Source organism: Natronolimnohabitans innermongolicus JCM 12255 (genome assembly GCF_000337215.1).
GTDB classification, from domain to species: domain Archaea; phylum Halobacteriota; class Halobacteria; order Halobacteriales; family Natrialbaceae; genus Natronolimnohabitans; species Natronolimnohabitans innermongolicus.
On sequence record NZ_AOHZ01000054.1, the window covers coordinates 1 to 24,599 of the forward strand.

General features: G+C 66.8%; 23 protein-coding genes and 2 pseudogenes. 15 read left to right on the forward strand and 10 right to left on the reverse strand.

Annotation, left to right across the window (positions count from 1 at the left end):
* A pseudogene (locus C493_RS23055) lies at positions 1–304 on the forward strand (hypothetical protein); the annotation flags it as partial.
* 22 nt (positions 305–326) lie between these two features.
* On the opposite strand, the gene C493_RS11895 reads toward C493_RS23055, so the two are convergent.
* Positions 327–887 (reverse strand): heme NO-binding domain-containing protein, encoded by a 561-nt coding sequence (locus C493_RS11895; protein ID WP_007259688.1) that lies wholly within the window; start codon positions 885–887, stop codon positions 327–329.
* Positions 888–972: 85 nt separating this feature from the next.
* On the opposite strand from C493_RS11895, the gene C493_RS24050 reads away from it, so the two are divergent.
* From C493_RS24050 to C493_RS11905, 3 genes are all read left to right on the forward strand, one after another.
* A complete protein-coding gene (locus C493_RS24050; protein ID WP_275039831.1) occupies positions 973–1,101 on the forward strand; it encodes a hypothetical protein in 129 nt (42 codons plus the stop codon).
* 4 nt (positions 1,102–1,105) lie between these two features.
* Complete coding sequence (locus C493_RS11900) at positions 1,106–1,696, forward strand: diacylglycerol/polyprenol kinase family protein (RefSeq protein WP_007259689.1); 591 nt, start codon at positions 1,106–1,108, stop codon at positions 1,694–1,696.
* A 90-nt stretch (positions 1,697–1,786) separates the two neighbouring features.
* The gene (locus tag C493_RS11905) at positions 1,787–2,215 is read left to right on the forward strand and encodes a DUF5518 domain-containing protein (RefSeq protein WP_007259690.1); all 429 of its coding nucleotides are present in this window, start codon (positions 1,787–1,789) and stop codon (positions 2,213–2,215) included.
* 99 nt (positions 2,216–2,314) lie between these two features.
* Here C493_RS11905 and C493_RS11910 read toward each other — a convergent pair whose 3' ends face one another.
* Together C493_RS11910 and C493_RS11915 are read right to left on the reverse strand one after the other, a co-directional pair.
* Positions 2,315–3,145 (reverse strand): ABC transporter permease subunit, encoded by an 831-nt coding sequence (locus C493_RS11910; RefSeq protein ID WP_007259691.1) that lies wholly within the window; start codon positions 3,143–3,145, stop codon positions 2,315–2,317.
* Entirely contained in the window at positions 3,142–4,077 is a 936-nt protein-coding gene (locus tag C493_RS11915; protein WP_007259692.1) for an ABC transporter ATP-binding protein, read from the reverse strand. Before C493_RS11915 ends, C493_RS11910 begins: the two co-directional genes overlap by 4 nt.
* 200 nt (positions 4,078–4,277) lie before the next feature.
* Here C493_RS11915 and C493_RS11920 point away from each other — a divergent pair, with 200 nt between their 5' ends.
* Positions 4,278–5,495: an MFS transporter gene (locus C493_RS11920; RefSeq protein ID WP_007259693.1), complete on the forward strand. Its 1,218-nt coding sequence runs from the start codon at positions 4,278–4,280 to the stop codon at positions 5,493–5,495.
* A 21-nt stretch (positions 5,496–5,516) separates the two neighbouring features.
* On the opposite strand, the gene C493_RS11925 is transcribed toward C493_RS11920, so the two are convergent.
* Together C493_RS11925 and C493_RS11930 are read right to left on the reverse strand one after the other, a co-directional pair.
* A complete protein-coding gene (locus C493_RS11925; RefSeq protein ID WP_007259694.1) occupies positions 5,517–6,404 on the reverse strand; it encodes a hypothetical protein in 888 nt (295 codons plus the stop codon).
* A gap of 99 nt (positions 6,405–6,503) precedes the next feature.
* A complete protein-coding gene (locus C493_RS11930; protein WP_007259695.1) occupies positions 6,504–7,010 on the reverse strand; it encodes a TspO/MBR family protein in 507 nt (168 codons plus the stop codon).
* Between the two features lie 134 nt (positions 7,011–7,144).
* Between C493_RS11930 and C493_RS11935 the strand changes: the two genes are divergently transcribed.
* From C493_RS11935 to C493_RS11950, 4 genes are all read left to right on the forward strand, one after another.
* Positions 7,145–8,821, forward strand: a complete 1,677-nt coding sequence (locus C493_RS11935) for an HTTM domain-containing protein (protein WP_007259696.1) — start codon at positions 7,145–7,147, stop codon at positions 8,819–8,821.
* A gap of 115 nt (positions 8,822–8,936) precedes the next feature.
* Positions 8,937–9,764 (forward strand): ABC transporter permease subunit, encoded by an 828-nt coding sequence (locus C493_RS11940; protein WP_007259697.1) that lies wholly within the window; start codon positions 8,937–8,939, stop codon positions 9,762–9,764.
* A gap of 187 nt (positions 9,765–9,951) precedes the next feature.
* A complete protein-coding gene (locus tag C493_RS11945) occupies positions 9,952–12,414 on the forward strand; it encodes a DEAD/DEAH box helicase (RefSeq protein ID WP_007259698.1) in 2,463 nt (820 codons plus the stop codon).
* 236 nt (positions 12,415–12,650) lie between these two features.
* Positions 12,651–14,234, forward strand: coding sequence for an HTTM domain-containing protein (locus tag C493_RS11950; RefSeq protein ID WP_007259699.1), 1,584 nt, complete (start codon positions 12,651–12,653; stop codon positions 14,232–14,234).
* Positions 14,235–14,344: 110 nt separating this feature from the next.
* On the opposite strand, the gene C493_RS11955 is transcribed toward C493_RS11950, so the two are convergent.
* The 3 genes and pseudogenes from C493_RS11955 to C493_RS22690 all read right to left on the reverse strand — a co-directional run.
* Positions 14,345–15,070, reverse strand: coding sequence for an Sjogren's syndrome/scleroderma autoantigen 1 family protein (locus C493_RS11955; RefSeq protein WP_049889333.1), 726 nt, complete (start codon positions 15,068–15,070; stop codon positions 14,345–14,347).
* A 72-nt stretch (positions 15,071–15,142) separates the two neighbouring features.
* On the reverse strand, positions 15,143–15,562 hold the full coding sequence (locus C493_RS22685) for a GNAT family N-acetyltransferase (RefSeq protein WP_152421154.1): 420 nt from the start codon (positions 15,560–15,562) through the stop codon (positions 15,143–15,145).
* Positions 15,563–15,616: 54 nt separating this feature from the next.
* Positions 15,617–16,075 (reverse strand): annotated as a pseudogene (locus tag C493_RS22690) (TIGR00725 family protein); the annotation flags it as partial.
* Between the two features lie 274 nt (positions 16,076–16,349).
* On the opposite strand from C493_RS22690, the gene mdh reads away from it, so the two are divergent.
* Positions 16,350–17,264: a malate dehydrogenase gene (gene mdh / locus C493_RS11965; RefSeq protein ID WP_007259702.1), complete on the forward strand. Its 915-nt coding sequence runs from the start codon at positions 16,350–16,352 to the stop codon at positions 17,262–17,264.
* A gap of 127 nt (positions 17,265–17,391) precedes the next feature.
* Here the strand turns inward: mdh and C493_RS11970 are convergent, their stop codons facing one another.
* Positions 17,392–17,637, reverse strand: a complete 246-nt coding sequence (locus C493_RS11970) for a ferredoxin (RefSeq protein ID WP_007259703.1) — start codon at positions 17,635–17,637, stop codon at positions 17,392–17,394.
* Between the two features lie 113 nt (positions 17,638–17,750).
* On the opposite strand from C493_RS11970, the gene C493_RS11975 reads away from it, so the two are divergent.
* Both C493_RS11975 and C493_RS11980 read left to right on the forward strand, forming a co-directional pair.
* A complete protein-coding gene (locus C493_RS11975) occupies positions 17,751–18,620 on the forward strand; it encodes a class I SAM-dependent methyltransferase (protein ID WP_394295411.1) in 870 nt (289 codons plus the stop codon).
* Positions 18,621–18,713: 93 nt separating this feature from the next.
* A complete protein-coding gene (locus C493_RS11980; protein ID WP_007259705.1) occupies positions 18,714–19,922 on the forward strand; it encodes an inorganic phosphate transporter in 1,209 nt (402 codons plus the stop codon).
* Between the two features lie 95 nt (positions 19,923–20,017).
* On the opposite strand, the gene C493_RS11985 is transcribed toward C493_RS11980, so the two are convergent.
* Positions 20,018–20,458, reverse strand: coding sequence for a universal stress protein (locus C493_RS11985; protein WP_007259706.1), 441 nt, complete (start codon positions 20,456–20,458; stop codon positions 20,018–20,020).
* Positions 20,459–20,566: 108 nt separating this feature from the next.
* On the opposite strand from C493_RS11985, the gene C493_RS11990 reads away from it, so the two are divergent.
* The 3 genes from C493_RS11990 to C493_RS12000 are packed head-to-tail and all read left to right on the forward strand — an operon-like array spanning position 20,567 to position 24,583.
* Positions 20,567–22,918, forward strand: a complete 2,352-nt coding sequence (locus tag C493_RS11990; RefSeq protein WP_007259707.1) for an ATP-dependent DNA helicase — start codon at positions 20,567–20,569, stop codon at positions 22,916–22,918.
* On the forward strand, positions 22,918–23,484 hold the full coding sequence (gene cgi121 / locus C493_RS11995; protein ID WP_007259708.1) for a KEOPS complex subunit Cgi121: 567 nt from the start codon (positions 22,918–22,920) through the stop codon (positions 23,482–23,484). Before C493_RS11990 ends, cgi121 begins: the two co-directional genes overlap by 1 nt.
* Positions 23,485–23,539: 55 nt before the next feature.
* A complete protein-coding gene (locus C493_RS12000) occupies positions 23,540–24,583 on the forward strand; it encodes an NAD(P)-dependent alcohol dehydrogenase (protein ID WP_007259709.1) in 1,044 nt (347 codons plus the stop codon).
* The last annotated feature ends 16 nt before the right edge of the window (positions 24,584–24,599 follow it).

Here is a 24,599-nt window from a genome sequence, read left to right on the forward strand (position 1 = left end):
CGCCGACGACCTCCCCGCGGCCGGCTCGCTCGAGGTTCGAACCGCGGCGGAGACGACGACAGCCGATCCGATCGCTCTCGCGCCCGGCGAGACCGGGGCGCTCGAGCGCGAGGTCGCGTTCGAAGAGGCCGGCGAGCACGAACTCAGGGTCGGTGAGGCATCGACAACGGTGACCGTCGGCGGCCTCCGCTCACGGCTCGAGTCGATGCCCGGCTTCGGCGCCGCTGGGGCGGCCGTCGGGCTGGCGCTCGCGCTCGCGGTGGCGTTCGCAATCAGTGTGGCTGGCCGAGGCCGGCGGCGCTGAGACGGTCGTCACGCGGCGGCCGTCACCCGTCCCGCTCGCGCTCGACGAAAAATACGCAGGCGTCACCGCCGTCCTCGACGCAGGCCACCTTCGTTACAGTCGTCGCTTCGGCTCCGGCGTCGTCGAAGGTCGCGACGAAGCCCTCGAGGAGTCCCCGCGCCAGTCCGCAGTAGGTCGGCTCTCGGTGCGTGCGGTAGGTAACGCGGACGCGGTCGGCTCCCTCGCGACGCCCGGTAACGGTCGGCAGCGCGGTTTCGTCGCTCGACGCGTCGACGCTCTCGACGATCACCGCCAGGTTCTCGAGGGCGGCGAAACAGTCGTCGTCGCGGATGTGTGCGGTAAACGTCGTCCGGAGTTCGGGCGCGAGCGTCCGGCCGAAGTCGCGTTCGATCTGGGCTCTGTTCTGGGTCGCCATCGACGACAGCGTGGCGAGGATCGCGTCGATCTCGTCGTCTGCGTACGTCGTCACGGGAAGGTAGAGCCGCGGCTCGATGCCCGCACGCTCGAGGACGGTCTCCCAGGTGTCCTCGTCGGTTCGGCTGACGACGTACTCCTTGAGCGTCTTGTGGACGATTCCGTGCATTGGGTCCCCGCCACTCGACACCGGGCGCGAGTGCCGATTCGTGGTGGCGTCGTAGCTGTACGTGGTGCGAGTAACTACTTAACAGTTGAAGTCCTTTCACGACGGTCTCGAGGCGCTCGCTCGAGTCGGCGACGCGACGGATCCGAGTCGCCCCGATGGGATTGCGTTCCGAACTGTAACCGACGGACTGAAGATGGTTTCCTTCGAGGGGTGAGGTGATGGCTGACGAACTGAAACGGCGGCTCGTCCACTCGAGCGGGGCGGGACTCGTCGTCCTCTATCTCCTCTCCGAGGCCTACGACCTCGGTCTCACCTGGGAGCGGTTTCGGATGCTGATGGTCGCCCTCGCCGTCGGAACGATCGGCCTCGAGTTCCTCCGCCTGCGGGTCGGTCTGGACTGGCAGCTATACGAGAAGCTGACCCGCGAATACGAACAGGACCAGTTCGCCGGCTACGGCTACTACATGGTCAGCATGACGGTCGCCGTACTGCTGTTCGAGCCCCAGATCGCGCTCCCGGCGATGTTGATGCTCGCGATCGGCGATCCGATCAGCGGCGCGGTCTCCGACGACAGCCTCAAATTCGTCAAGGGGCCGACGGTGCTCGTCACGATGTTCGTCGTCTCGGCGCTGCTCGCCGCGCCGTTTCTCTACGAGACGCCGCTTGCCGTCCTCGCGGCCGCGCTGGGGGCGACTATCGCCGACGGCGTCAAGGTCCGTCTCGGCGATTTCATCGTCGACGACAACCTGACGATTCCAATCTACGCGAGCGTGCTCGCGTGGGTGGTCCTCGAGTTCGTTCCGCTGTGATCGACCGGTTTCGATACGCGAGCGATAACGCTGTGGCCAGCCGTTTCAGAATTGGATAATATTAATGTAGGTTGGGGGAGACATACAACTATGGGACGATCCGGGCCCGCCATCGACCGTGAGTGGACGTATCCGGTCCTCGTCGGCCTCGCATCTGTTCCGGGAACGCTGTTCGTCCAGTGGTCGAGCATCGACTCTGCCGTCATCGTCCCGGTATTCGTCGCGGGATTGATCGTCGGCTCCCTCGGTAGTGGCCGCCCGGTCTCGAGTCGTCGCGTCGGCTGGCGAACGGGATTGATCGGGGGAATCGCTCTGCTGTGGGGCGGTGCTCGCTTCGTTGCAACCATCCCCGACTACTCGTCGACGGCGGCCATCTCGGTTCTCGCAGCGGGGCTTACTGTCGTGGCCGTAGCGCTGTATATCGCCGTGTTCGGCGTGATCGGTGCCGTCGGCGCTATCGTCGGCGACTGGGCCACCGAGCGATTCGACGACTCCCGGTCGCGGCCGACCGGGCGGTAGCCACCGACTCGAGTGCGGCCACGCTCTTCTGGACGGAGGACGGACCGTCCGCTCGAGACTCGGCGCCGAGTAATTCCCGGATCGCGGTTCCCGCCGACCCTAGAGATCGGTCGCCTGGAACCGCCAGTAGCCGCCGCCGATCGCGAGGACGACCCAGCCGAGCAAGACGGCGAGCCCGAACGCCGGCTCCTCGTAGAACACGGGATCGGTCGGCGGCGAGGCGAACGTTCCACCCCCGAGGTCGGCGGAGAGGCCGGCGGCCAGATTCGCGTACGCGGACATCGGATTCAACGCGGCGACGAGGTCCACCCACTCGGGCGTCGTTTCGGGATAGGAGAAGCCGTTGACGACGTAGAGGACGGCTCGCGGGAGCTGGGCCCAGAGCTGGAAGAAAAAGAGGACGAAGACGCCGAACGCGGCAACCGTCGCCCGCGTCGACGTGCGAACGACCGCCGAGATGCCGACCGCGAAAGCGGTAAACGCCGCGCCGAGCAGCGAGAGCAACGCCGCGACGCCGACGAACTGTGCGGGATCGATGGCGACGCCGAGCACCGCCCCCACCGGGACGGTGACGATCATGCCGACGACGACGGCCGCACAGACGACGAGCGTTCGCGCGAGGAACGTGCCGACGACGACGGCGCCGCGGCCGACCGGTAACCCGAAGACGATCTTGAACGCGCCGTTCGTCCGTTTCTCGACGATCGACGACGCGAAGAAGCCGAGCGCGAGCAGCGGCGTCAGCATCGTGAAAAACGAGAACAGCACCGGGGTCAGTTCGGGTTCGGTCCCGATCGACTGCGCCTCGGCGTAGACCAGAAACAGCCCCAGCAGCGCGTAGATCCCGACCAGCGCGTACAGCTGTCGTTCGCGGATCGTATCGCGAACGTCCTCGCGGACGAACAGCGCGAGCGAATCGAAGCGACTCACTGGGCGACACCTCGCGTGTAGCGCTCGAAGAGGTCCTCGAGGGACGTCTCGCTCGTTTCTACGTCTCTAACGGTCGCCGGCGAGTCGTGGAAGGCCGCGATGACGGCGGCCTTCGCGCCGTCCTCGCAGCCGATTACGACCGACGAGCCGTCCGTCTTGAGGCCGGCGACGCCCTCGAGCGCCCGGACGTACCGGACCGTCTCCTCGGGGACCGAGGAGAGTTCGAGGGTGACGGTCGACGTGCCGCCCGCGGAGTCCCGAAGCGCGTCGATGGTGTCGACGGCGACGAGTTCGCCGCCATCGAGAATAGCGACGCGGTCGCAGACGGCCTCGACCTGCTCCATGATGTGACTCGAGAAGAAGACGGTCGCGCCGCGCTCGTTTTCCTCGCGGACGATCCGTCGCATGGTTCGAGCCCCGTTCGGATCGAGGCCGGTCGAGGGTTCGTCCAGGACGAGGAGGTCGGGGTCGCCGGCGAGCGCGACCGCGAGCATGAGCCGCTGGGCCATCCCCTTCGAGTACTGCGTGACGGGGTACTCGTCGGGGCCGCGCATGCCGACGCGCTCGATGAGTTCGTCCGGGTCGTCGTCGGCGCCTTTCGCCTCGATGGCGAACTCGACGTGTTCGCGGCCGGTTCGCTCGCCGACGGCGCCGTAGCCGTCGGGGAGGACGCCGATCCGTTCGCGGACCGCGGTGCGTTCGGTGGCGACGTCCTCGCCGAGGACGGTGACGCTGCCGGCGGTCGGCGCGGCGTAGCCGAGCAGCAGGTCGATCGTCGTCGACTTGCCGGCGCCGTTCGGCCCGAGAAAGCCGAAGATCTCGCCCGATTCGACGGTGAGATCGAGGTCGTGGAGGGCGGTGACCGACCGGCCCCGAAAGAGGCCGGCGCGCTCGTAGCGCTTGGTCACGCCGCGGAGTTCGATCGCGGCCATACCTCGGCCGTCTCGCGCGGGTGCTATTAGCTTTCTGATCGGTTCGATCCCGACTCCGCTCGAGTCGGCGTCGGAAGCCGCGTCGACGGTAGCGTCGGCTGGACGGTCCGAACCGATCGGGTTCCGATATCGGCAATACCGTACCGGAAGGACGCCCTCAACACCCTCTGGCGCGAACGGTCGCACTCGTGGTTCGACAGTTGGGACTCGAACGGTTCGCGGGCGCGCGGTCGGTACTCGCGGACGGTCGCGGAAAGATCCTCTTCGCCGTCGCGACCGGGTGGTGTTTCTCGATCGGCGTCCGGATGGCGTATCCGGTGTTGTTGCCCTACCTTCGGGAGGCGTACGGGCTCGGGCTGACGACCGCGGGCTTGCTGTTGACCGTGCTCTGGCTGGCCTACGCGCTCGGCCAGCTTCCCGGCGGGATCCTCGCCGATCGGCTCGGCGAGGGCAACATCCTCGTCCTGAGCAGCCTCATCTCGGCGGCGACTCTGGCCGTCGTCGCCCTCGCCGGCTCGGCGCCCGTGGTCTACCTCGCGACGGCCTGTTTCGGCTTCGGAACGGCGCTGTACGGCGTCGCCCGCTTTACGATTCTCTCCGACGTCTTTCCAAATAACGACGGCACCGCCATCGGCGTCACGATGGCCGCCGGCGAGGTCGGCAACGCCGTCCTCCCGCTGCTCGCGGGCGGCATCGCGGCGACGCTCGCCTGGCAACTCGGCTTCGGCCTCTCGGTTCCCATCTTCGGCCTCGTCGCCGTACTGGTCTGGCTCTTCGTCCCGTCACACACGTCCGGGACGACCAGCGCCGTCGACAGCCTCTCGCTCGAGACGGGCCGCTACGTCGCCGACAAGCTCTGGCAGCCCGCCATCGTCGTCGTGACGACGATCCAGATCCTTACCTACTGCGTCTGGCAGGCGTTTACGGGCTTCTACCCGACCTACCTGATCGAGGTCAAGGGCTTCTCCGAGGCGCTGGCGACGGCGATGTTCAGTACGTTTTTCGCGCTCGGAATCGTCGTCCAGCCGCTGACCGGTCGGCTCTACGACCTGTGGGGGATCCGCCGCTCGCTGCCGGCGATTCTGTCGGTCATCATCGTCTCGCTCGTCGCGTTGCCCTTTCTCGAGGGGTTCTGGCCGATCGTCGTCGGCACCGTGTTGCTCTCGAGCATCCTCGGCTACGGCACGATGACGCTGCCGTACATGACCGCGGCGTTCCCGCCGGATATGAAGGGGACGGGGCTCGGCTTCCTCCGGACGACGTACATGACTATCGGCGCGGCGAGTCCGGTCCTGTTCGGCGCGCTCGCCGAGCGGAACTACTTCGACGAGGGCTACTTCGTGCTGGCCGCGTTCGCCCTCGGCGCGATGATCCTCGTCTACTGGCTGCCACCCGAGGCGGAAGCGCAATCGCGCTGACGACTCTCCGACACTGCGCTGCTAGTATTCCTCGTCGAGCTGGCGCCCCGCCACGGTCATCGTCATCGTCCGCTCGTCGACCTCGAGGGCGGTCACCTCGCCGCCGACCAGTTCGACCTCCGATCGGACGTCGTTCTCGGCGTCGACCGCGTCGTCGGGGTCGTCGAAGACGAGCGCCCACTCCGAGGCGTCGGCCTCGCGATCCGGCGTCGAGACGCCCCAGCAGTAGATCTCGCCGTGCTCGAGTCCCTCGAGCGGCGCCAGGTAGGCACCACTCGCGAGTTCGCCCGTCGGGAGCGTCTCGAAGACGTGGGTCATCCAGGGATCGATCTCCTCGAGGCGGTCCCGCTCGCCGCGTCCGGCGTCGATCGGCCGTTCGTAGCGCGAGCCGACGACGATGGCGTCGTCCCCGCCGGCGACCGGCCCGCCGTCTCCGTTCTCGTCGTCGGGTTCCGCGACGACGTACCCCTCGTACTCGTCGGTGACGGCGTACGCGTCGGAGCCCTCGAGCGTCGACTCGAGGTCGTCGCGATCGAACTCGCCGAAAACGACCTCCGAACCCGGTTGTCTCAGCAGGCCGTCGACCCGGTCCGGGTAGCCGTCGATGACCTCGAGGATCGGCGACTCGACGTCGTCGACGGGCGGGAGGTCTTCGGTGTAGTTGTACTGGCCGGTGGTCTCGTTGCCGTCGTCGAACAGCCACGCGCGGAACTCGCGGGCGTCGTCCCACTCGAGATCGACGTCTGGGTCGGGCATTCGCTCGCGTCTGGACTCGATATCTTTCGGTCCGATCCCGTCGGGGTCGTCGTCATCGTCGTCGCTGCCGAGACAGCCTGCGGCGGTTACCGCGGCGACGCTCGCGCCGACGCCGGCGACGAACCGACGCCTGGTCGTTCTCCCATCGTTCATGCGAAACTGAACGTCAGGTATTTGTAAAACTTCGGTGCCCTTCGTCAGTTTCTGAGGCGCCGTCGCGTGACTCCCTCGAGTGGCGATCTGTGGCTACTGTCAGGCGTTCAACCGCCAGATTTCGAAATTGAGCACCGCCGCGAACGTCACCCAGGCGAGATACGGCACGAGCAACGCCGCGGCTCGGCGGTCGACGCGGCGAAACGCCGCGATCGTCGCCGCGACGAGCACCCACAGCAGGAGGATGATCCCGAGCGCGGCGAGGGGCGCCTCGAGCGAGAAGAACGTCGGGGTCCAGGTGACGTTGACCGCCAACTGGACGGCGAACAGCCCGAGCGCGAGCCGTCGACCCGCGGCGTCGCTTCGCCAGACCAGCCAGAGCGCGACGCCGAGCAGGGTAAAGAGCGCCGTCCAGACCACCGAGAACGCGATACCCGGCGGATAGAACCAGGGCTTCTCGAGCGCCTGAAACCAGGCGCTGCCGGGCGAGGAGAGCACGCCGGGAAGGCTGCCGATCAGGTTGACGAGGACGACGAACCCGACGGCCTGCAAGAGCGGTCTACGATCGGGCACACGCTGTGCGGCGCGAGCGAAGACGGAGGCCATGGTCGGTCGACTACCCGCGTTCGCAAAGTCCTGCTGCCGGCATCGTTCCCCATCCTCGCGGCGGTTGACGGGTCCGACGCGAGGAGTGTCTGGATGATAACACCTATAGGTGTTCCGTTGGATCTTCCCCCTACATGGCTCCCGCGACACTCCCCTCCCTCCGCGAGTCGGGACGCCGACTCGGTCGCCGGCTACGGCGCGGCGTTCGGATCGACGCGCGCACGCTCGCCGTCTTCCGCGTCTTCGTCGGTCTCCTCGTCGTCGCCGATTTATTCCTTCGTGCGCGAAACTTCGGCTTTTTCTACACCGACGACGGCGTCGTTCCCCGGTCGCTCGTCCTCGAGACGATCTCCACGCATCCGTTCTCGATCTACCACGTGACGACGGACCCGCAACTGATCGCGGCGCTGATGATAATTCAGGGCCTGATCGCGGTCCAGCTCATCGTGGGTTACAGGACCCGGATCGCGACGGTTCTGACGTTCCTGTTCGTCATCTCGCTCGACAATCACAACCCGTTCGTCCTGAGCTACGCGGACACGCTCTTTCGACTGCTGTTGTTCTGGGCGATCTTCCTCCCGCTGGGCGAGCGCTGGTCGGTCGACGCCGTCCACGCCGACCGCGATCCCCGGCGGTACGTCGCGAGCGTCGCCTCGGCGCTGATCCTCGGCCAGATGGTCTACATGTACTTCACGAACGGACTGATCAAATCCCAGTCCGACGTCTGGACCGGCGGCGACGCCGCCCCGCTGGTGATGGGCATCCACGAGATGACGTTTCTGCTCGGCGACACCCTCGCCCAGTTTCCGACGCTACTCCGTCTCGGCGGCCTGCTCTGGTTCTGCATGCTCGTCTGTTCGCCGCTGTTGTTCGTCCTGCAAGGGCGCTGGCGGATGGCGTTCGTCGGCCTCTTCGTCGGCGGCCACCTCGCGTTCGCGGTGACCGTTCGCATCGGCGCGTTCCCTTACGTCGCCCTCGCCGGCGTACTCCTCTTCCTGCAGGCGCAGTTCTGGAACGATTTGGCGACCGTCGCCCGCCGCATCGGGATCGAACCCTCGAGCGCGAGGCCGATCGAGCGCGCGACGTCCCGACTCGAGGCGGTCGCCCGGCGCGTTCCGAACCCCCAGCCCCGACCGTTCGGCGACGACGACCGCCTCGCCGTCGCTCGAGAGCGGACGTACACGGTCACTCTCGGCGTCGTCGTCGCGACGATCCTGTTCGTCGCCGTCGCGGTCGCGTTCAACGCCGGCGGGGCCGCCCTCGACGACGGGAGCGACGAGTCGCTCGTCGAACGCGTCGACGCGTCCATCGCCGAGACGCTCGCGGAGACGACGGGCGTCAGACAGGTCGATACGGTCGCCTCGAGTCTGCGGATCGACCAGCCGATCGGCTGGGGCGTCTTCGCCGGCCCGGATCCGCGGACGACGGATCGCTACTACGTCTTCCCCGCCGAGACCGAGAGCGGGGAGTTCGTCGACGCCTACAACGAGCGGCCGCTGACGTTCGACCGCCCCCACGACGATCAGTTACAGCAACAACACGGCACGTATCGGGAGCGGTTCTACATGAACAGCGTCCGCCGCGGCGGCTACAGCAACGACGTCCCGGACCTGCTAGCCGACCACCTCTGCGAGCGGTGGCCCGAGGACCACGGGGAGGAACTGCGCTCGCTCGAGATGTACGTCGTCGAGGAGGAGATCACCCACGACACGGTCGACGACCCCGAGAACCGCGACCGCGAGGCCGACCGGTTCTCCCGCCACAGCTGTAGCGGCGACGACGTCGCCGAGTTCCCGTCGCCGGAGTGGTGACGCGCTCCGGTTCGGGGTTCGTGTCTTGGCGGACACCAACTATGAAAAACATTTACTACAGGGGCTCGAGTACAGTTCGTACTGTTGAAATGTCCCTCCAACTCGAGGTGGTGCCGTGAGCACCCTCACCGTCGCGAAGAAAGACTACCACGACGCGATTCGGTCGCGCGAACTGTGGGTACTGATGGCGCTGTTCGTCCTCTTTCTTCCCGTCGTAGCGTTGTACGACGTTACGTCCGGTACCAGCGTCGACGACGGGCTTCCGATCGGGACGCTGTTCTCGATGGTGTTCGTGATGACGGTGCTCGCTCCCGTCACCGCGTTGCTCGTCAGTATCAAGTCGATCGTCCGGGAGCGCCGACTCGGGACGATCAAGTTTCTGCTGGCCTTCCCGTACACGCGCGGAGAAGTGTACGTTGGGAAGTTCCTCGGCAGACTGGCGGTCTTTGCGACCGCGGTCCTCGTCGGCTACGTCCCCGCGTTTCTGATCCTCTTTTTCGGCATCAGCGACTTCGCCGTCGGTCCGTTCGTCGGCATGCTCGTCGTGATCCTCTTTTTCGGGCTGATCTTCGTCGTCGTCGGCTACGCCGCCTCGGCGCTGACGACCTCCGAGACGGTCGCGAGCGTCGCCGGCTTTGCCCTCTTTTTCCTCGTCTACAGCTGGCAGTCGGTGTTCTCTCTTCTCAACTGGTGGCTCGGGCTCGTCGACGGCAACGCGGAGACGTTCATCCACCGGTTCGGACTCACCGCCGTCTCCGAAGACATCGTCAACGCAGTTGCGTCCATCTGGGACAGCGATATCGACAGCGCCTCCGTGGCCGTCAGCAACGGCGGCGACGTTCCCTTCTACCTGCAACACTGGTTCGCGTTCGTCGTCCTCGGGGTCTGGATCGGGCTTCCGCTCGCGCTCGGCTACTGGCGGTTCAGACGCGCGGAGTTGTAGGCGCTCGAGTTCGCGCTTCGGGTCGGGTTCGATCCGTCGCTCGAGCGGATCGGCCTCGAGTTGTGCCTCTCCCTTCTCGTCTCGAAATAGCCAGCAGCGACGCACCGGCACGGCCGATGCCCACAGCGCGTTTCACTTCCACCGCGCTTTCTCAACGTTTAACCGCGGGCACCGCGAACCGCCGGCAATGGCGACACAGGACGAGGAACCGCCGTCCATCGAGCATCCCTTGCTCGAGCCGAACTTCCTCGAGCGCCGACTCTATCAGTTGAAACTCGCCGGTACGGCGGCGAACGACCACACGCTCGTCTGTCTCCCCACGGGCCTGGGGAAGACGACGGTGAGCCTGCTCGTCACGGCTCGCCGACTCGAGGAGGTCGGCGGCACGTCGCTGATGCTCGCGCCGACGAAACCACTCGTCCAGCAACACGCCGATTTCTACCGCGAAGCCCTCCAGATCCCCGACGAGGAGATCGTCGTCTTCACGGGCGACGTCAGCCCGGACGACCGCGCCGCGATGTGGGAGGACGCGACGGTGGTGATGGCCACGCCGCAGGTGATCGAGAACGACCTCGTCGGCTCTCGGATCTCGCTTTCCGACGTCACTCACCTCACCTTCGACGAGTGCCACCGCGCCACCGGCGACTACGCCTACAACTACATCGCCGAACGCTACCACCCCGACGCTCGCGATCCGCTCGTGACCGGCATGTCGGCCTCTCCCGGCGGCGACGAGGAAGCGATCCTCGAGGTCTGTGAGAACCTCGGCCTCCGCGAGGTCGAGGTGATGACCGAGGAGGACGCCGACGTCGATCAGTTCACCCACGACACCGACGTCGAGTGGGAGCGCATCGACCTCCCCGAGGAAGTCATCGAGATCCGCGATGCGCTGAACGACGTCATTAAAGACCGACTCGAGAAACTGAAGGAGCTCGGGGTCGCCTCCTCGACCCAGCCCGATCAGTCCCAGAAGGACCTGAACCGGATGCGCGCGGAACTCCAGAAGCTGATCAACAACGACCAGTCGGAGGGGTTCAAGGGAATGTCCGTCCACGCCGAGGTGATGAAGCTTCGGCAGGCCGTCACGCTCGTCGAAACCCAGAGCGTCGAGGCCGTGCGGCGGTACTTCGACCGCCAGCGCAACCAGGCCCGTTCGTCAGGCGCCTCGAAGGCCAGCCAGCGGCTGGTTTCGGACCCCCGCGTCCGCGAAGCGATGCGCAAAGCCGAGCGCTTCGACCAGTTACACCCAAAATATCGCAAGACGCGGATGTTGCTGGCCGAGACGCTCGGCCTCGAGGGCGGCGAACGAGTGATCGTCTTCACGGAGTCCCGCGATACGGCGGAAGCGCTCACCGACTTCCTCTCGGACAGTTTCGACGCCAAGCGGTTCGTCGGGCAGGGCGACCGCGAGGGATCCGACGGGATGACCCAGAAACAGCAACAGGAGGTGTTGAACGACTTCCGGGCCGGCGAGTTCGAGGTACTGGTCTCGACCTCCGTCGCCGAGGAGGGTCTGGACGTCCCGGAGGTCGACCTCGTGCTCTTTTACGAACCCGTCCCGACGGCGATTCGATCGATCCAGCGCAAGGGCCGAACGGGCCGCCAGTCCGAGGGTCGGGTCGTCGTCCTCATGGCCGAGGACACCCGCGACGAGGCCTACTTCTGGATCTCCCGCCGACGCGAGAAGGAGATGGAGTCCGAACTCCGCGACCTGAAGAGCGTGTCCGACGACCTCGAGGCGGAACTCGACGACTCCCAGCAGGCGCTGACCGACTTCGACGACGGCGACGCGGAGACCGGAGCGAAAGTGAACGCAAACGGCGGCCACCCCGACGCCGTCAGCGATTCGTCCACCGGAACCGAGGGGGTCGAATCGCAGCCCGGCCTGCAGGACTTTTCGGGTGAGAAGACGGAGTCGGACGACGGCGACGGTGGTGAGAGCGAACGCGGAGACGATACCGACGACGTCGAAACCCACGAACCCCACGCCGAAGGCGATGCTATCGAGATCGTTGCCGACCAGCGCGAGATGGACGCCAACATCGCCCGGGACCTCTCGAGACGCGAGGAGATCGAGATCCGCCTCGAGACGCTCGACGTGGGCGACTACGTCTGTTCGGATCGCGTCGTCGTCGAGCGAAAATCCGTCGCCGACTTCGTCGACTCGCTGGTCGGCGGCGACCGATCCGTGTTCGAGCAGGTCGGCGCGATGGCGCGTCACTACTCCCGGCCCATCGTGATCGTCGAGGGCGACGGCCTCTACGAGCAGCGGGACATCCACCCGAACGCGATTCGCGGCGCGCTCTCGAGTCTGGCCGTCGACTTCGGCGCGAGCATCTTGCACACCGAGGGCGAGGACGAGACGACGGAACTGCTCGCCGTGCTCGCGGGCCGCGAACAGGAGACGAGCAGCCGCGAGGTGTCGGTCCACGGCGAGAAGCAGTCGAAGACGCTGGCCGAACAACAGGAGTACGTCGTCTCCTCGATCGCCGAGATCGGTCCCGTGACGGCCCGCGCACTCCTCGAGGAGTTCGGCACCGTCGAGGCGGTGATGATCGCCAGCGAGGAGGAGCTACAGGCGGCCGACGGCGTCGGGAAAGTGACGGCCGAGCGCATTCGGGAGGTTATCGGGAGCGAGTACACGGGTTGAGGCTGATCCACACCGGCGCAAGGTCGTTGTTTTCCACCGCGGCGCGCGTCTTCGGCGTTCCCGAGTCTCGACGCCGACGGACATTCCGAACAGAAAACATATATCCGCCGATTCTCGAGTACTACTAACACCCGTCTACGCTCTCGCGTCGTCCGTTCGACTCGAGTGACGGCGTCGGTCGATGACGCGGAGGTCGAACGTCGGAGCGCGGGCGGCGACACCCTTGGTGATTTCACGTGCGACAACGATTCGAACGACTCGCGGGACGGTTTCGACGGAACCTCGAGGACTGCATCCGCATCGACACTCGCTCGCTCGCGGTCTTTCGAATCTTCGTCGGCCTGCTGATCGTCGCCGACCTCCTGCTTCGGTCGCGGAACTTCTCGTTTTACTACACCGACGACGGCGTCGTGCCGCAGTCGCTGGCGACGGAGCTCAGCGCCGACGGCGCGTTCTCGATTTACCATCTCACGACCGATCCGACGCTGATCGCGGGGCTGTTCGTGCTCCAGGGACTGATCGCGATCCAGCTGATCGTGGGCTACAAGACCCGCATCGCGACGATCCTCTCGTTCCTGCTCGTCGTCTCGCTCGACCACCACAACCCGCTGGTCCTGAGCTACGCGGACACGCTCTTTCGACTGCTGTTGTTCTGGGCGATCTTCCTCCCGCTCGGCGAGCGCTGGTCGATCGACGCCGTCCACGCCGGCCGCGAACCTCGCGAGAGCGTCGCCGGCATCGCCTCGGCGCTGATCCTCGGCCAGATGGTCTTCATGTACTTCCTCAACTGGTACCACAAGTCCCAGGACGAGCTGTGGACCGGTGGGGACGCAACGCCGCTGATCATGGGTCTCGACGATATGACCTACCTGCTCGCCGGAACGCTCCGTCAGTTCCCGGCACTGCTCGAGCTGGGAACCTATCTCTGGTACTACATGCTCATGGGCTCGTGGCTGTTGATCCTTCTCGTCGGGCGCAAGCGAATGGCGCTGGTCGCGCTGTTCATGGGCGGGCACGCCTCGTTCATCGTGACGGTTCGCATCGGAGCCTTCCCCTACGTCGCGCTCGCGGGGCTTACCCTGTTTCTTCAGGCGCAGTTCTGGCGGGACCTCCGGGCCGTGGTCGACTGGCTCGAGGTCGATACGTCGCGAGTGAGCGGCTTCCGATCGCGCCTCGAGACGCGGGCCGGCGCCGTCCCGTACCCACGATTGCAACGTCCCTCGATCGACCGGGCGAAGTCGACCCTCCACAGCGCCACGCTCGCCGTCGTTTTCGTCTCGCTCGTGCTCTTCTCGACGGTGACGTACCTTCCTCTCGCCGGGGTCGGCGAGGCGGGGTCGGGGCCGCCCGAACCGGTCGACGACGTGGCCTCGAGTTTCGGCGTTTCACAACCCGAATGGAGCGTCTTCGCGCCGACGCCGCGGACCACCGATCGCTACTACGTCTTCCCGGCCGAAACGGTAGACGGCGAACGAATTGACGTCTACAACGAGCGCGACATGACGTTCGACAGGCCGTCCGACGAACTCCAGACCCAGTACGACACCTATCGGGAGCGGTTCTACATGAACAGCGTCCGCCGCGGCGGATTCGACGACAACGACGTCCCGGTTCACCTCGCCGAGTACTACTGTACGACGTGGGCCGAGGAGAACGACGTCGAACTGACCCACCTCAGCATGTACGTCGTCTACGAGGATATCACGATGGAGACGATCGACGACTACGACGAGCGAGAGCGCTCCTGGGGACTCATGTACCGCCACGGCTGCGGCGACAACGAACGGGAAGTCATCGAGCGGCCGGACTTCGAGGCCTGATCCCGGTCTCGAGTTCGATGCCGTACCTGGCTCGATTTCGGTCCCGATCTCGATGCTGCATCTGGCTTGATCCGGCCTGATCTAGCTCCGGCTCGGCCGGCCGTCCCACCTTATCGAAGCGTCTCGAGCGCCTCGCTCGCCTCGCGGGCCGCCTCGAGACACTCGCGTGCGTACCGCGGGTCGTCCGTCTCCGCGGCTTCCGCCGCGAACTTCTCTACGGCCGCGACGAGCGAGTCGCGTGCCGTCCCGAGGTCGCCGCCGGCGGATCGGCCGGCCGACCGACGGTCGCCGTTCGGCGCGTCTCGAGACGGCGTCGAATCGGCCCCGCTCGCTGCCGACCGCGGCGTCGACGTCGGGCTCGCGTCGCGCTCGTCGGTCGACTGGCTCGAGGAGCCGAGCGTTACGGGGTCGTCGGTGGTGCTCGAACTCGCCGCGTTCGAATTCGCCTTTCCGCTCGTGCCCGCGGCGTCGGCGACGTCAGCCGCGTCCGCAGGCGACTGCGAGTCGGCCGCCGTCTCGGGCGGCTGCTGGTCGCCGTCCTCCGGTTCGGCGTCTCCTCTCTGCTCGGCGTCCGTTCCCTGTCCGGGGTCTCCGGTCGCATCGGCCTCGAGTTCCGTCCCCTCGACGGCGTCCGGGTTACCGTGACAGCTCGGGCAGAACGTGGTGCCGTCGAGCTGGAACAGCGGGTCGCCGCAGGTGCCACAGTGGGCGTTGGTCATCGTCGCGCCCTTGAGCAGCAGATCGCTCATCCGCTGGGTGGCCTGGCGCTCCTGTTTGTCGCGTTCGTACTTCTCGCGAAGCTTCTCGCGCTCGGCCTCCTTGTCGAAGTCGCTCATACTCATCTCAAGACGGTGGAACGTCGAAAAAGCTGCGAAGGGGCGACGGAACCGGGTCAACGGAGTGCGGGCCTACTCCGTCCGGCGGAACATCCCCTTCGAAGCCGGCTGGACCCCCTCGAAACCGAACTGCTCGTAGAAGCCGTCGATATCGGCGATGAGATTCACGTACGCCCGCGGCGGAGCCGTCTCCGCGATGTATGCCTCGAGTCGCTCCATGAGCCGCGTTCCGAGACCGCGTCGCTGGTGATCCGGATGCACCGCCATATCCGTGATCTGGTAGACGGTCCCGCCGTCGCCGACGACTCGCCCCATTCCGACGACGTCGCCGGTGGGTTCGTGGACCGCGACCGCGCCGTGCAGCGAGTTCGGCAGGCCGCGTTCGATTCCCTCGGGGGAACGCGGCGGCAGGTTCGCCGCCTCGCGGAGCGCAGCGAACGTTTCGGGGTCGGGGACTTCCTCGCGGATCGCGTAGGGATCGTCGGCGGGTATCGTCGACTCGTCCTCAGCAGCAGCGTCGGTACCGTCGCTGGTCGCCGTATCGGACTCGAGGGCGGCCTCCGCGGCGTCGACGGCCGCCTCGGGCGTCTCGACGGTCTCGAGGTCGATCCCGACCCCGACCGCGGAGACGTCGTGGGTCTCGAGGCCGACGACGGGGCGGCCGTAGATGCCGGCGAAACCGATCTCCGTGAGGGTGCCGACGCCGCCCTCGAGCGCGATCACTGCGTCGCCGTTGAGGGCCACGAGCGCGTTGCGGGCGTGGCCCATGCCCGTCGCGATCGGGACGTCGACGTGGTTGTTGGCCTGTTCGCGGCGGTCGCTCGGGAGGATGCCGATCGTCGTTCCGCCCGCCCGCTTGGCGCCGCGGCAGACGGCTTCCATGGTCCCGCCGCGGCCGCCACAGACGACCGTGTGCCCTCGGGCGCCGAGTTCGCGGCCGACGGCCTCCGCTCGAGCGGCCTGTTCGTCGGTAATCGCCCCACCACCAATGACGCTGACGCGCATACGCGGAGGACGGATAGCGCGACATATCATCCGTTCGATCCACCTCGAGTCGGCACGACCGCTCGCTCGGACCGGTCGCGTCCGATATTGTGGCAGACAGCCGTCGAATTTCGGCCGTGTACGGGCGGCGATCACGCCGATCTGCATCGTTTTCCGGCCGATAATACGATATTGTTCGTGACGTTCGACAGCTGTCGAGTGTGGGGTCGTCGAACCGTGCGAGAGAGCGGGTTTCGACGGATTTAACGCCTGGGGAGGTTGAGGTTTACGTGGTATGACGAAAGTTAGCGTGGTCGGCGCGGCCGGGACGGTCGGGGCCGCCGCAGGCTACAACATCGCGCTTCGGGACATCGCCGACGAACTCGTCTTCGTGGACATTCCGGACCAGGAAGACACGACGATCGGACAGGCCGCCGACACCAACCACGGCGCGGCCTACGACTCGAACACGACGATCCGCAAGGGTGACTACGAGGACACCGAGGGCTCGGACGTCGTCGTCATCACCGCCGGCATTCCGCGCCAGCCGGGCCAGACGCGGATCGACCTGGCGGGCGACAACGCACCGATCATGGAGGATATCGGCTCCTCCATCGCCGAGTACAACGACGACTTCGTCACCGTCACCACGTCGAACCCCGTCGACCTGCTGAACCGCCACCTCTACGAGTCGGGCGACCGCGCCCGCGAGAAGGTGGTCGGCTTCGGCGGCCGACTCGACTCCGCTCGCTTCCGCTACGTCATCGCCGAACGCTTCGACGCGCCCGTCCAGAACGTCGAGGCGACGATCCTCGGCGAGCACGGCGACGCGCAGGTCCCCGTGTTCTCCAAGGTTCGCGTCAACGGCCAGGATCTCGAGTTCGACGACGACGAGAAGGAGGAACTCCTCGAGGAACTCCAGACCTCCGCGATGAACGTCATCGAGAAGAAAGGCGCCACGCAGTGGGGCCCCGCGACGGGCGTCGGCCACACCGTCGAGGCCATCCTCCGCGATACGGGCGAGGTGCTGCCCTGCAGCGTCGTCCTCGAGGGCGAGTACGGCCACGAGGACACCGCCTTCGGCGTTCCGTGTAAGCTCGGCTCGAACGGGATCGAGGAGGTCGTCGAGTGGGACCTCACCGAGTTCGAGCGCAACCAACTCGGCGAGGCCGCCGAAAAGCTTTCCGAGCAGTACGACGAAATCGCGTAGTCACGCGCGAGTCGCTTCCGGTCATCCCGACTTCTTTCGCGACGGCATTTACGCCAGCGACCGCACCAGCGACTCGAGCGGTTTCTCGCGGGATTCAGTCGGCTATCGGTGGGGGCGAAACGCCGCGTCAGGGAATCAACTGCTCGCCGTCGTCGTCGTAGATCGTGATCGCGTCGACGGGACACGTGCGGGCGGCGAACTTCGCGTCGAGTTCGGCGTCTTCCGGCACTTCGCGGACGAAGACGCCGTCTTCGACCTCCTCGCTGTCTTTCAGGATCGCTTTCCCCTTCGATTTGTCCTCCTCGAACTCGCTCCACTCGGCGACACACTGGTACATCCCGATGCAGGTCTCCTCGTCGAATTCGACCTTCATGCGTAGCGGTTGGATCGATCGCCGTAAATCGATAGCGATCGGAAGAGATGTTCACGGTAACAGGGGACAACTATCAATCGTATTTTATTATCGTCCGTCTCGTCGACTCGAGCGTGAGTCGGAACCGTTCCGGATCTTCGAACCGGCCGGATCGACGGCGAGACCGATCCGACGCGCTCGGCCGCGCGATGCTCGCCCACCACCGCGGGGAGCCGGGACGGCTCACCTATCGCGACGGTGGGGCTGTCCAAGAATGCAACGTCGAGGCGTTCTACTTCTCGGATCCCGACTCGTGGGAGCGCGAGACGATCGACTGCCTCGAGCGCCTCGCCGACCGCGGCCCGATCCTCGACGTCGGCTGTGGTGCGGGCAAACACCTCCTGTGGTGGGCCGACCGCGGCGTCGAAACCGTCGGCGTCGACGTCAGCCCGAACGCGGTGCTGACGGCCAGCGAGCGGTGCGAGGCCCGCAGGATCTCGAGCCGGAGCGGCGAAGCCGCGAAGCGGGGTCTCGAGGACGTCTTCGTCGGGGATATGTTTGATCTTCCCGTCTCGAGCGACGCGTTCGGCGCCGTCCACGCCGTCGGGACGCAGGTCGGGCTCGGACGTTCGCTGGCGGGGATTCGCGCGCTGTTGAACGAATTCGCTCGCGTGACCGACGACGGCGGGACGGCGGTCGTCGACGAGTACGATCCGACCCAGCTGGACGGCGACTGCTTCGGCTTCCGTCCCGATCCGCGGACGGGAATCGCCCACCGGTGTTTCCACCTCGAGTTCGAGCGCGGGCGACCCGACGGGACGCGAGCGCGCGTGGTCGGACGGACGCTGCAGTTCCTGCTGTGTTCGCCCGCTCGGCTGCGAGACGCGACGGACGGAACGCCGTGGCGGATGACCGACGTGCTCAGGGCCGACGGCACGGCACACTACAGGGCGATCCTCGAGAAGAGATGCGACGCCTCGCCGGTCGCGCCCTCCCGTCGATGATCGTTACCTGGCGACATTTTCCATCCAGCCGTTCGTGCACCCGATTGCCGAGGGAACGCTTTTCCAACGGGTCGTCGAACAGTGACGGACGGAATGGTCGCACTGTCGTTCGCCCTCCTCGTCGGGATCGCCGTTCTCACCTGTCTGTTCATGGCGTGGGTCCTCGGAGCCAACAGTAACTCGCCGCCGTTCGCCCCAGCGATCGGTGCGAACGCGATCTCGACGATGCAGGCCGCGTTCGTCATCGGGCTGCTCGCGGCCGCGGGGGCGCTCATGCAGGGTGGAAGCATCTCCGAGACGGTCGGTGCGGACCTCATCGACGGCGTGGCAATCACGCCGCTCGCTGCCACCGCGGGGCTGCTAACGGCGGCGGGGTTCATGGCGATCGGGATCTACACGCGGTATCCGATCCCGGCGGCGTTCGCGACGACCGGCGCGATGGTCGGCGTCGGCCTCTCGCTCGGCGGCGATCCGGCCCTGGCTACCTACCAGCGTCTCGGGACGTTCTGGGTGATGGTCCCGTTCATGTCCGGCGGGCTGGCGTACGCGACCGGGGTCACGCTGCGCCGCGACGATATCCCCGAATCCGTCGGCGTCCCGCTACTCGGGGCCCTCGTCGGTGCAATCGTCGCAAATATCCGCCTCGGCGCGATTCCGGATCCGGCGGCCGATCAGGGGACGCTCGCCCGGTTCGTCTCCCGACAGTTCGGCGGCGGGCCGACGCTCGCCGCGGGCGTCGACCTCGGGACGGTGCTCGTGACGGTCGCGGTCGGCGCGCTCGCGTTTTACTGGATCCGAAAGCGTGTCCTCGTCTCCGTCGACGACGGAATCCGTTCGTTCCTGCTCGTGCTTGGCGGCATCGTCGCCTTCTCCTCCGGAGGCTCGCAGGTCGGCCTCGCGACCGGGCCACTCGAGAACCTCTTTCGCGTCGAACTCGGACTGCCGGGGATCGTCCTGCTCGCGCTCGGTGCGAGCGGCATTCTCGCTGGCGCCTGGATGGCCGCTCCGCGGCTGTTGCAGGCGACGTCGCGGGAGTACGCCCAGCTCGGCGTTCGGCGCTCGATCGCCGCGCTCGTCCCCGGGTTTATCATCGCGCAGCTGGCGATCGCCCTCGGCATCCCGATCTCGCTGAACAACATCATCCTCTCGGGCGTCATCGGAAGCGGACTGGCGGCGGGTTCGGGCGGCGTTTCGAAACAGAAGATCGGGTTCACGATCACGTTCTGGTTGCTAACCCTCGTGAGTTCGGTTGCCGTCGGCTACGGGCTCTACCAACTGCTGGCCGCGGTCATGGGTGGTTGAATCGCCCAGCACGGAACTCGAGTCGGGCGTACCGCTGCCGGAGTGGGGAGCGTCGAACCGTGATTCACCACTGGTCGTCGAACGCGACGAGACCGTCACTCGAGAATCGTCACCGGTCGCGGCGTCCGGTCGACGACCGTCGCTGCCACGCTCTGACCGAGGAGTCGGCCGACGAGCCCGCTCGATCGGCTGTCGTGGCCGTACAGTACGACGTGGTCGACGTCGTTGTCGGTCACGTACTGCGGTACGACATTTCCGGGGCGTCCCTCGGCGGTATCGATCCGGACGCGCTCTTCCGTCGGTGGCTCGTCGACCCCCTCTAGCATGCGAACGGCACTCGCGCGCGCCGCTTCGGTCCGTTCGTCGTGTCGCTCCAGGACGCCGCCCTCGCTCATCGGCGCATCGAGTGGAGTGACGACCGCGAGGAGGATGACATCGGCGTCGGGGAACGTCTCGAGAGTGTACGTCAATGCCTCGTCTTCCCGCGGCCGTCCGAGCGTAGGAACGAGGATGCGGTCGGGTTCGAGGGTGGCCATGAGACGCCTACATCCGCCACGGTCATCGATCTGTTGCCGGCGTGTGGCTCCACCTATCCGAGATCTCGAGACGATACTTTAAACCGCAACACGCGCCAAGCACGGCCAATGAATATCGAGGAGCTGTCGGGGCTCCCGCCCGGCGCCACGGAGCACTTCCGGCAGGAGGGCATCGAGGAGCTCTACCCGCCGCAGGCCGAGGCCGTCGAGGCCGGCGCGACCGATGGCGACAGCCTCGTCGCCGCCGTCCCCACCGCCAGCGGCAAGACGATGATCGCCGCGCTCTCGATGCTGTCGGCGGTACAGCGCGGGGGGAAGGCGCTGTACATCGTCCCCCTGCGGGCGCTCGCCAGCGAGAAGCGAGACGAGTTCGCCGCCTACGAGGAGTTCGGCGTCACCGTCGGCGTCACGACGGGCAACTACGAGAGCACGGACGACTGGCTCGCGACGAAAGACATCATCGTCGCGACGAGCGAAAAGGTCGACTCGCTCGTGCGAAACGGGGCCGACTGGCTCTCCGAACTCACCTGCGTCGTCAGCGACGAGGTTCACCTGATCGACGACCGAAACCGCGGGCCGACGCTCGAGGTCACCCTCGCGAAGCTCCGGCAACTGAATCCGGGGATGCAGGTCGTCGCCCTCTCGGCGACGGTCGGCAACGCCGACGAGATTGCCGACTGGCTCGACGCCGCCCTCGTCGACACCGACTGGCGGCCGATCGACCTGCAGATGGGCGTCCACTACGGCAACGCCCTGAACTTCGACGACGGCTCGACCCGCGAGGTGCCCGTCGAAGGGAGCGAGAAGCAGGAAGCCGCCCTGGTGCGCGACATCCTCCAGGAGGGCGGCTCGTCGCTGGTCTTCGTCAGCTCCCGCCGAAACGCCGAGGCCGCCGCGAGCCGACTCGGACAGGTCTCGAGTCGCGAACTCTCCGACGAGGAACGCGCCGAACTCGCCGACCTCGCCGCCGAGATCCGCGACGACAGCGACACCGAGACGAGCAGGGACCTCGCCGACTGCGTCGAGCAGGGGGCGGCGTTTCACCACGCCGGGCTCTCCGCCACCCAGCGGTCGCTCGTCGAGGACGCCTTCCGTGACCGTCTGCTGAAGGTCATCTCCGCCACGCCGACGCTCGCAGCCGGCGTCAACACCCCCGCACGCCGCGTCATCGTCCGCGACTGGCGCCGCTTCGACCCCAGCGCGGGCGGAATGGCCCCGCTCGACGTCCTCGAGGTCCACCAGATGATGGGACGCGCCGGCCGGCCGGGGCTCGACCCCTACGGCGAAGCCGTCCTGCTCGCCAAGAGCCACGACGAGAGCGAGGAGCTGTTCGATCGCTACATCTGGGCCGAGCCCGAGGCCGTCCGCTCGAAGCTGGCGGCCGAACCCGCCCTCCGAACGCACGTCCTCGCCACCATCGCGTCGGGCTTCGCCCGCACCCGCGGCGGGCTCCTCGAGTTCCTCGAGGCGACACTCTACGCCAGTCAGTCGACCGAAGCGGGCCGACTCGAGCGGGTGACCGACGACGTGCTCGACTACCTGGCGCGAAACGACTTCATCGAACGCGACGCCGACGCCGGGGCGGACGTAGACGATGGCGCGTTCACCTCCGCCGCAGACCTCGCGGAGCAGCAGACCGCGAAAAACGAGGAGCGCCTCGAGGCGACCAGCCTCGGCCACACCGTCTCGCGACTCTACCTCGATCCGATGAGCGCCGCCGAAATCGTCCACGGCCTCGAGGACGCAGACGAGCGCCCGACGGCGCTGGGACTCTACCAGCTGATCTCGAGGACGCCCGATATGTACGAGCTCTACCTGCGCTCGGGCGAGGACGAGGAGTTCGGCGAACTGTTCTACGAGCGAGAGCGCGAACTGCTCGGCGACGCGCCAAGCGAGTTCGAGGAAGAGCGCTTCGAGGACTGGCTGGCCGCCCTGAAGACGGGCAAACTGCTCGAGGACTGGGCCGACGAGACGGACGAGGAACGGATCACCGACCGGTACAAGATCGGCCCCGGCGACCTCCGCGGCAAGGTCGATACGGCCGAGTGGCTGCTCGGCGCCGCCGAGTCGCTGGCCGCGGAGATCGACAGCGAGTGGACCGTCGCCGTCCGCGAAGCCCGCGCTCGCGTCGAACACGGCGTCGGCGAGGAGCTACTCGAACTGGTCTCGGTCGGCGGCGTGGGCCGCAAGCGCGCCCGACACCTCTACGACCGCGGGATCGAGGAGCCCGCCGACCTCCGAAGCGCCGACAAGGGAGTCGTCCTGAGCGCGCTCAAAGGCGAGAAGACCGCCGAGACCATCCTCGAGAACGCCGGCCGCGAGGACCCCTCGATGGAAGGGGTCGAGCCGGCGAACGCGGACGCCGGCACGGTGACGACCGGCTCGAGCGACGACGACAAAGCGACGCCGGCAGAACGGGCGGAATCCGACGACGGCCAGTCCAGCCTGGGTGATTTCTGATGGAACTGTTCGAGTGCACCCTCGCGATCGACGACCTCGACGCGTTCGTCGCCGACATCGGCGCGATCGGCGACCGTCACGGCGTGACGATCCAGGCCTTCGACGCCGACTACATCGCCGACCGCGCCCACCTCGAGCGCGCACGCGACCTCGCCGACCGCGCCATCGACCGCGGCGAGAACGTCGCCAGGGATCGCGCCGTCGAGATCCTGCTGTACGCCGCCGGCCGCCGCCAGATCGACCGCGCGCTCGAGATGGGCGTCGACGAGGGGGAGACTCGAGCCGTCGTGTTGGTCGACGGTTCCACCGGAAACGAAGGGGTTCACGAGGGCAATGGGTCCGATTCGACCGCTGACAACGACCGAGAACGCCAGGGCGAACGGGCCGCCCTCGAGGCCCTCACCGCCCTCGAGGCCGTCGGGGACTGCGAGCCGACCCTCGAGTCTCGAGACGAGGTGACCCTCTGTGCGTTCTTCGAGATCACCGAGGCCGAGCGCGAAGCGACCGACGCGGACCTCGGCGACCTCGTCCGCGAGCGAGTGGCGCTGCTCGAGGTCGAGAAATAACACCGCCGACGGACGCGGGATTTTTCTCGCCGCCAGTGGTGTGTGGCAACGACCCATGCAAGCCGCCAGACTCCACGAGTACACCGACGACATGAGCGAGGCACTGCAGATCGACGAGATCGACCGCCCCGACCTCGAGCGCTCCGATCAAGTGCTGATCGAGGTCGAGGGCGCGGGATGGTGCCAGACCGATAATCACATCGTCGAGGGGATGTGGACCGACTACGCGCCACAGGACCTCCCGATGACGCTCGGTCACGAGAACGCCGGCATCGTCGCCGAGGTCGGCGAGGAAGTAACGCTGGTCGAGGAAGGCGACCCCGTGATCTGCCATCCCGTCCAGACCTGCGGTATCTGTCGTCCCTGTCGACTCGGCGAGGACATGTACTGCGAGAACAGCGCCTTCAACGGGCTGACGACCGACGGCGGCTTCGCCGAGTACCTGCAGACCAACGAGCGCGCGGTGATCCCGCTTCCCGACGGCGTCGATCCGACCGAAATCGCACCCCACGCCGACGCCGGAATCACCGCGTATCACGCCGTCAAGAAGGCGGTCGCCGAACTGAATCCCGGAGACACCTGCGTCGTCATCGGCGTCGGCGGCCTCGGTCACATCGGCATCCAGTGTCTCGACGCGATGAGCGCCGCGGACATCGTCGCCGCCGATATCAAAGCCGACGCCCTCGAGTTGGCCGCCGATCTGGGCGCCCGCCACACCGTCAACTCCGCCGACGAGGACGTCGCGAGCGTGATCGCCGACCTCACCGACGACGAGGGCGTCCAGCAGGTGATCGACTTCGTCGGGCGAGACGAGACGACCGCCCTGGCTCCCAACATCGTCGCGGCCGGCGGCGACCACCACGTCGTCGGCTACGGCGGCCACGTTCACGAGCCCAGCCAGGCGCTGGTCGACGGCGAGTTCGCGTTCCGCGGGACGCTGGTCGGCAAGTACGCCGAACTGCAGGAACTCGTTGCACTCGTCGACCGCGGCGACGTCGAACTGCGGACCGAACGTCACGACCTTGCGGATATCAATACCGTCGCCGAGCGACTCGAGCACAACGAGATCGAGGGGCGGGCGGTCCTGACGCCGCCGTAGCATAGTTCCCGCGACG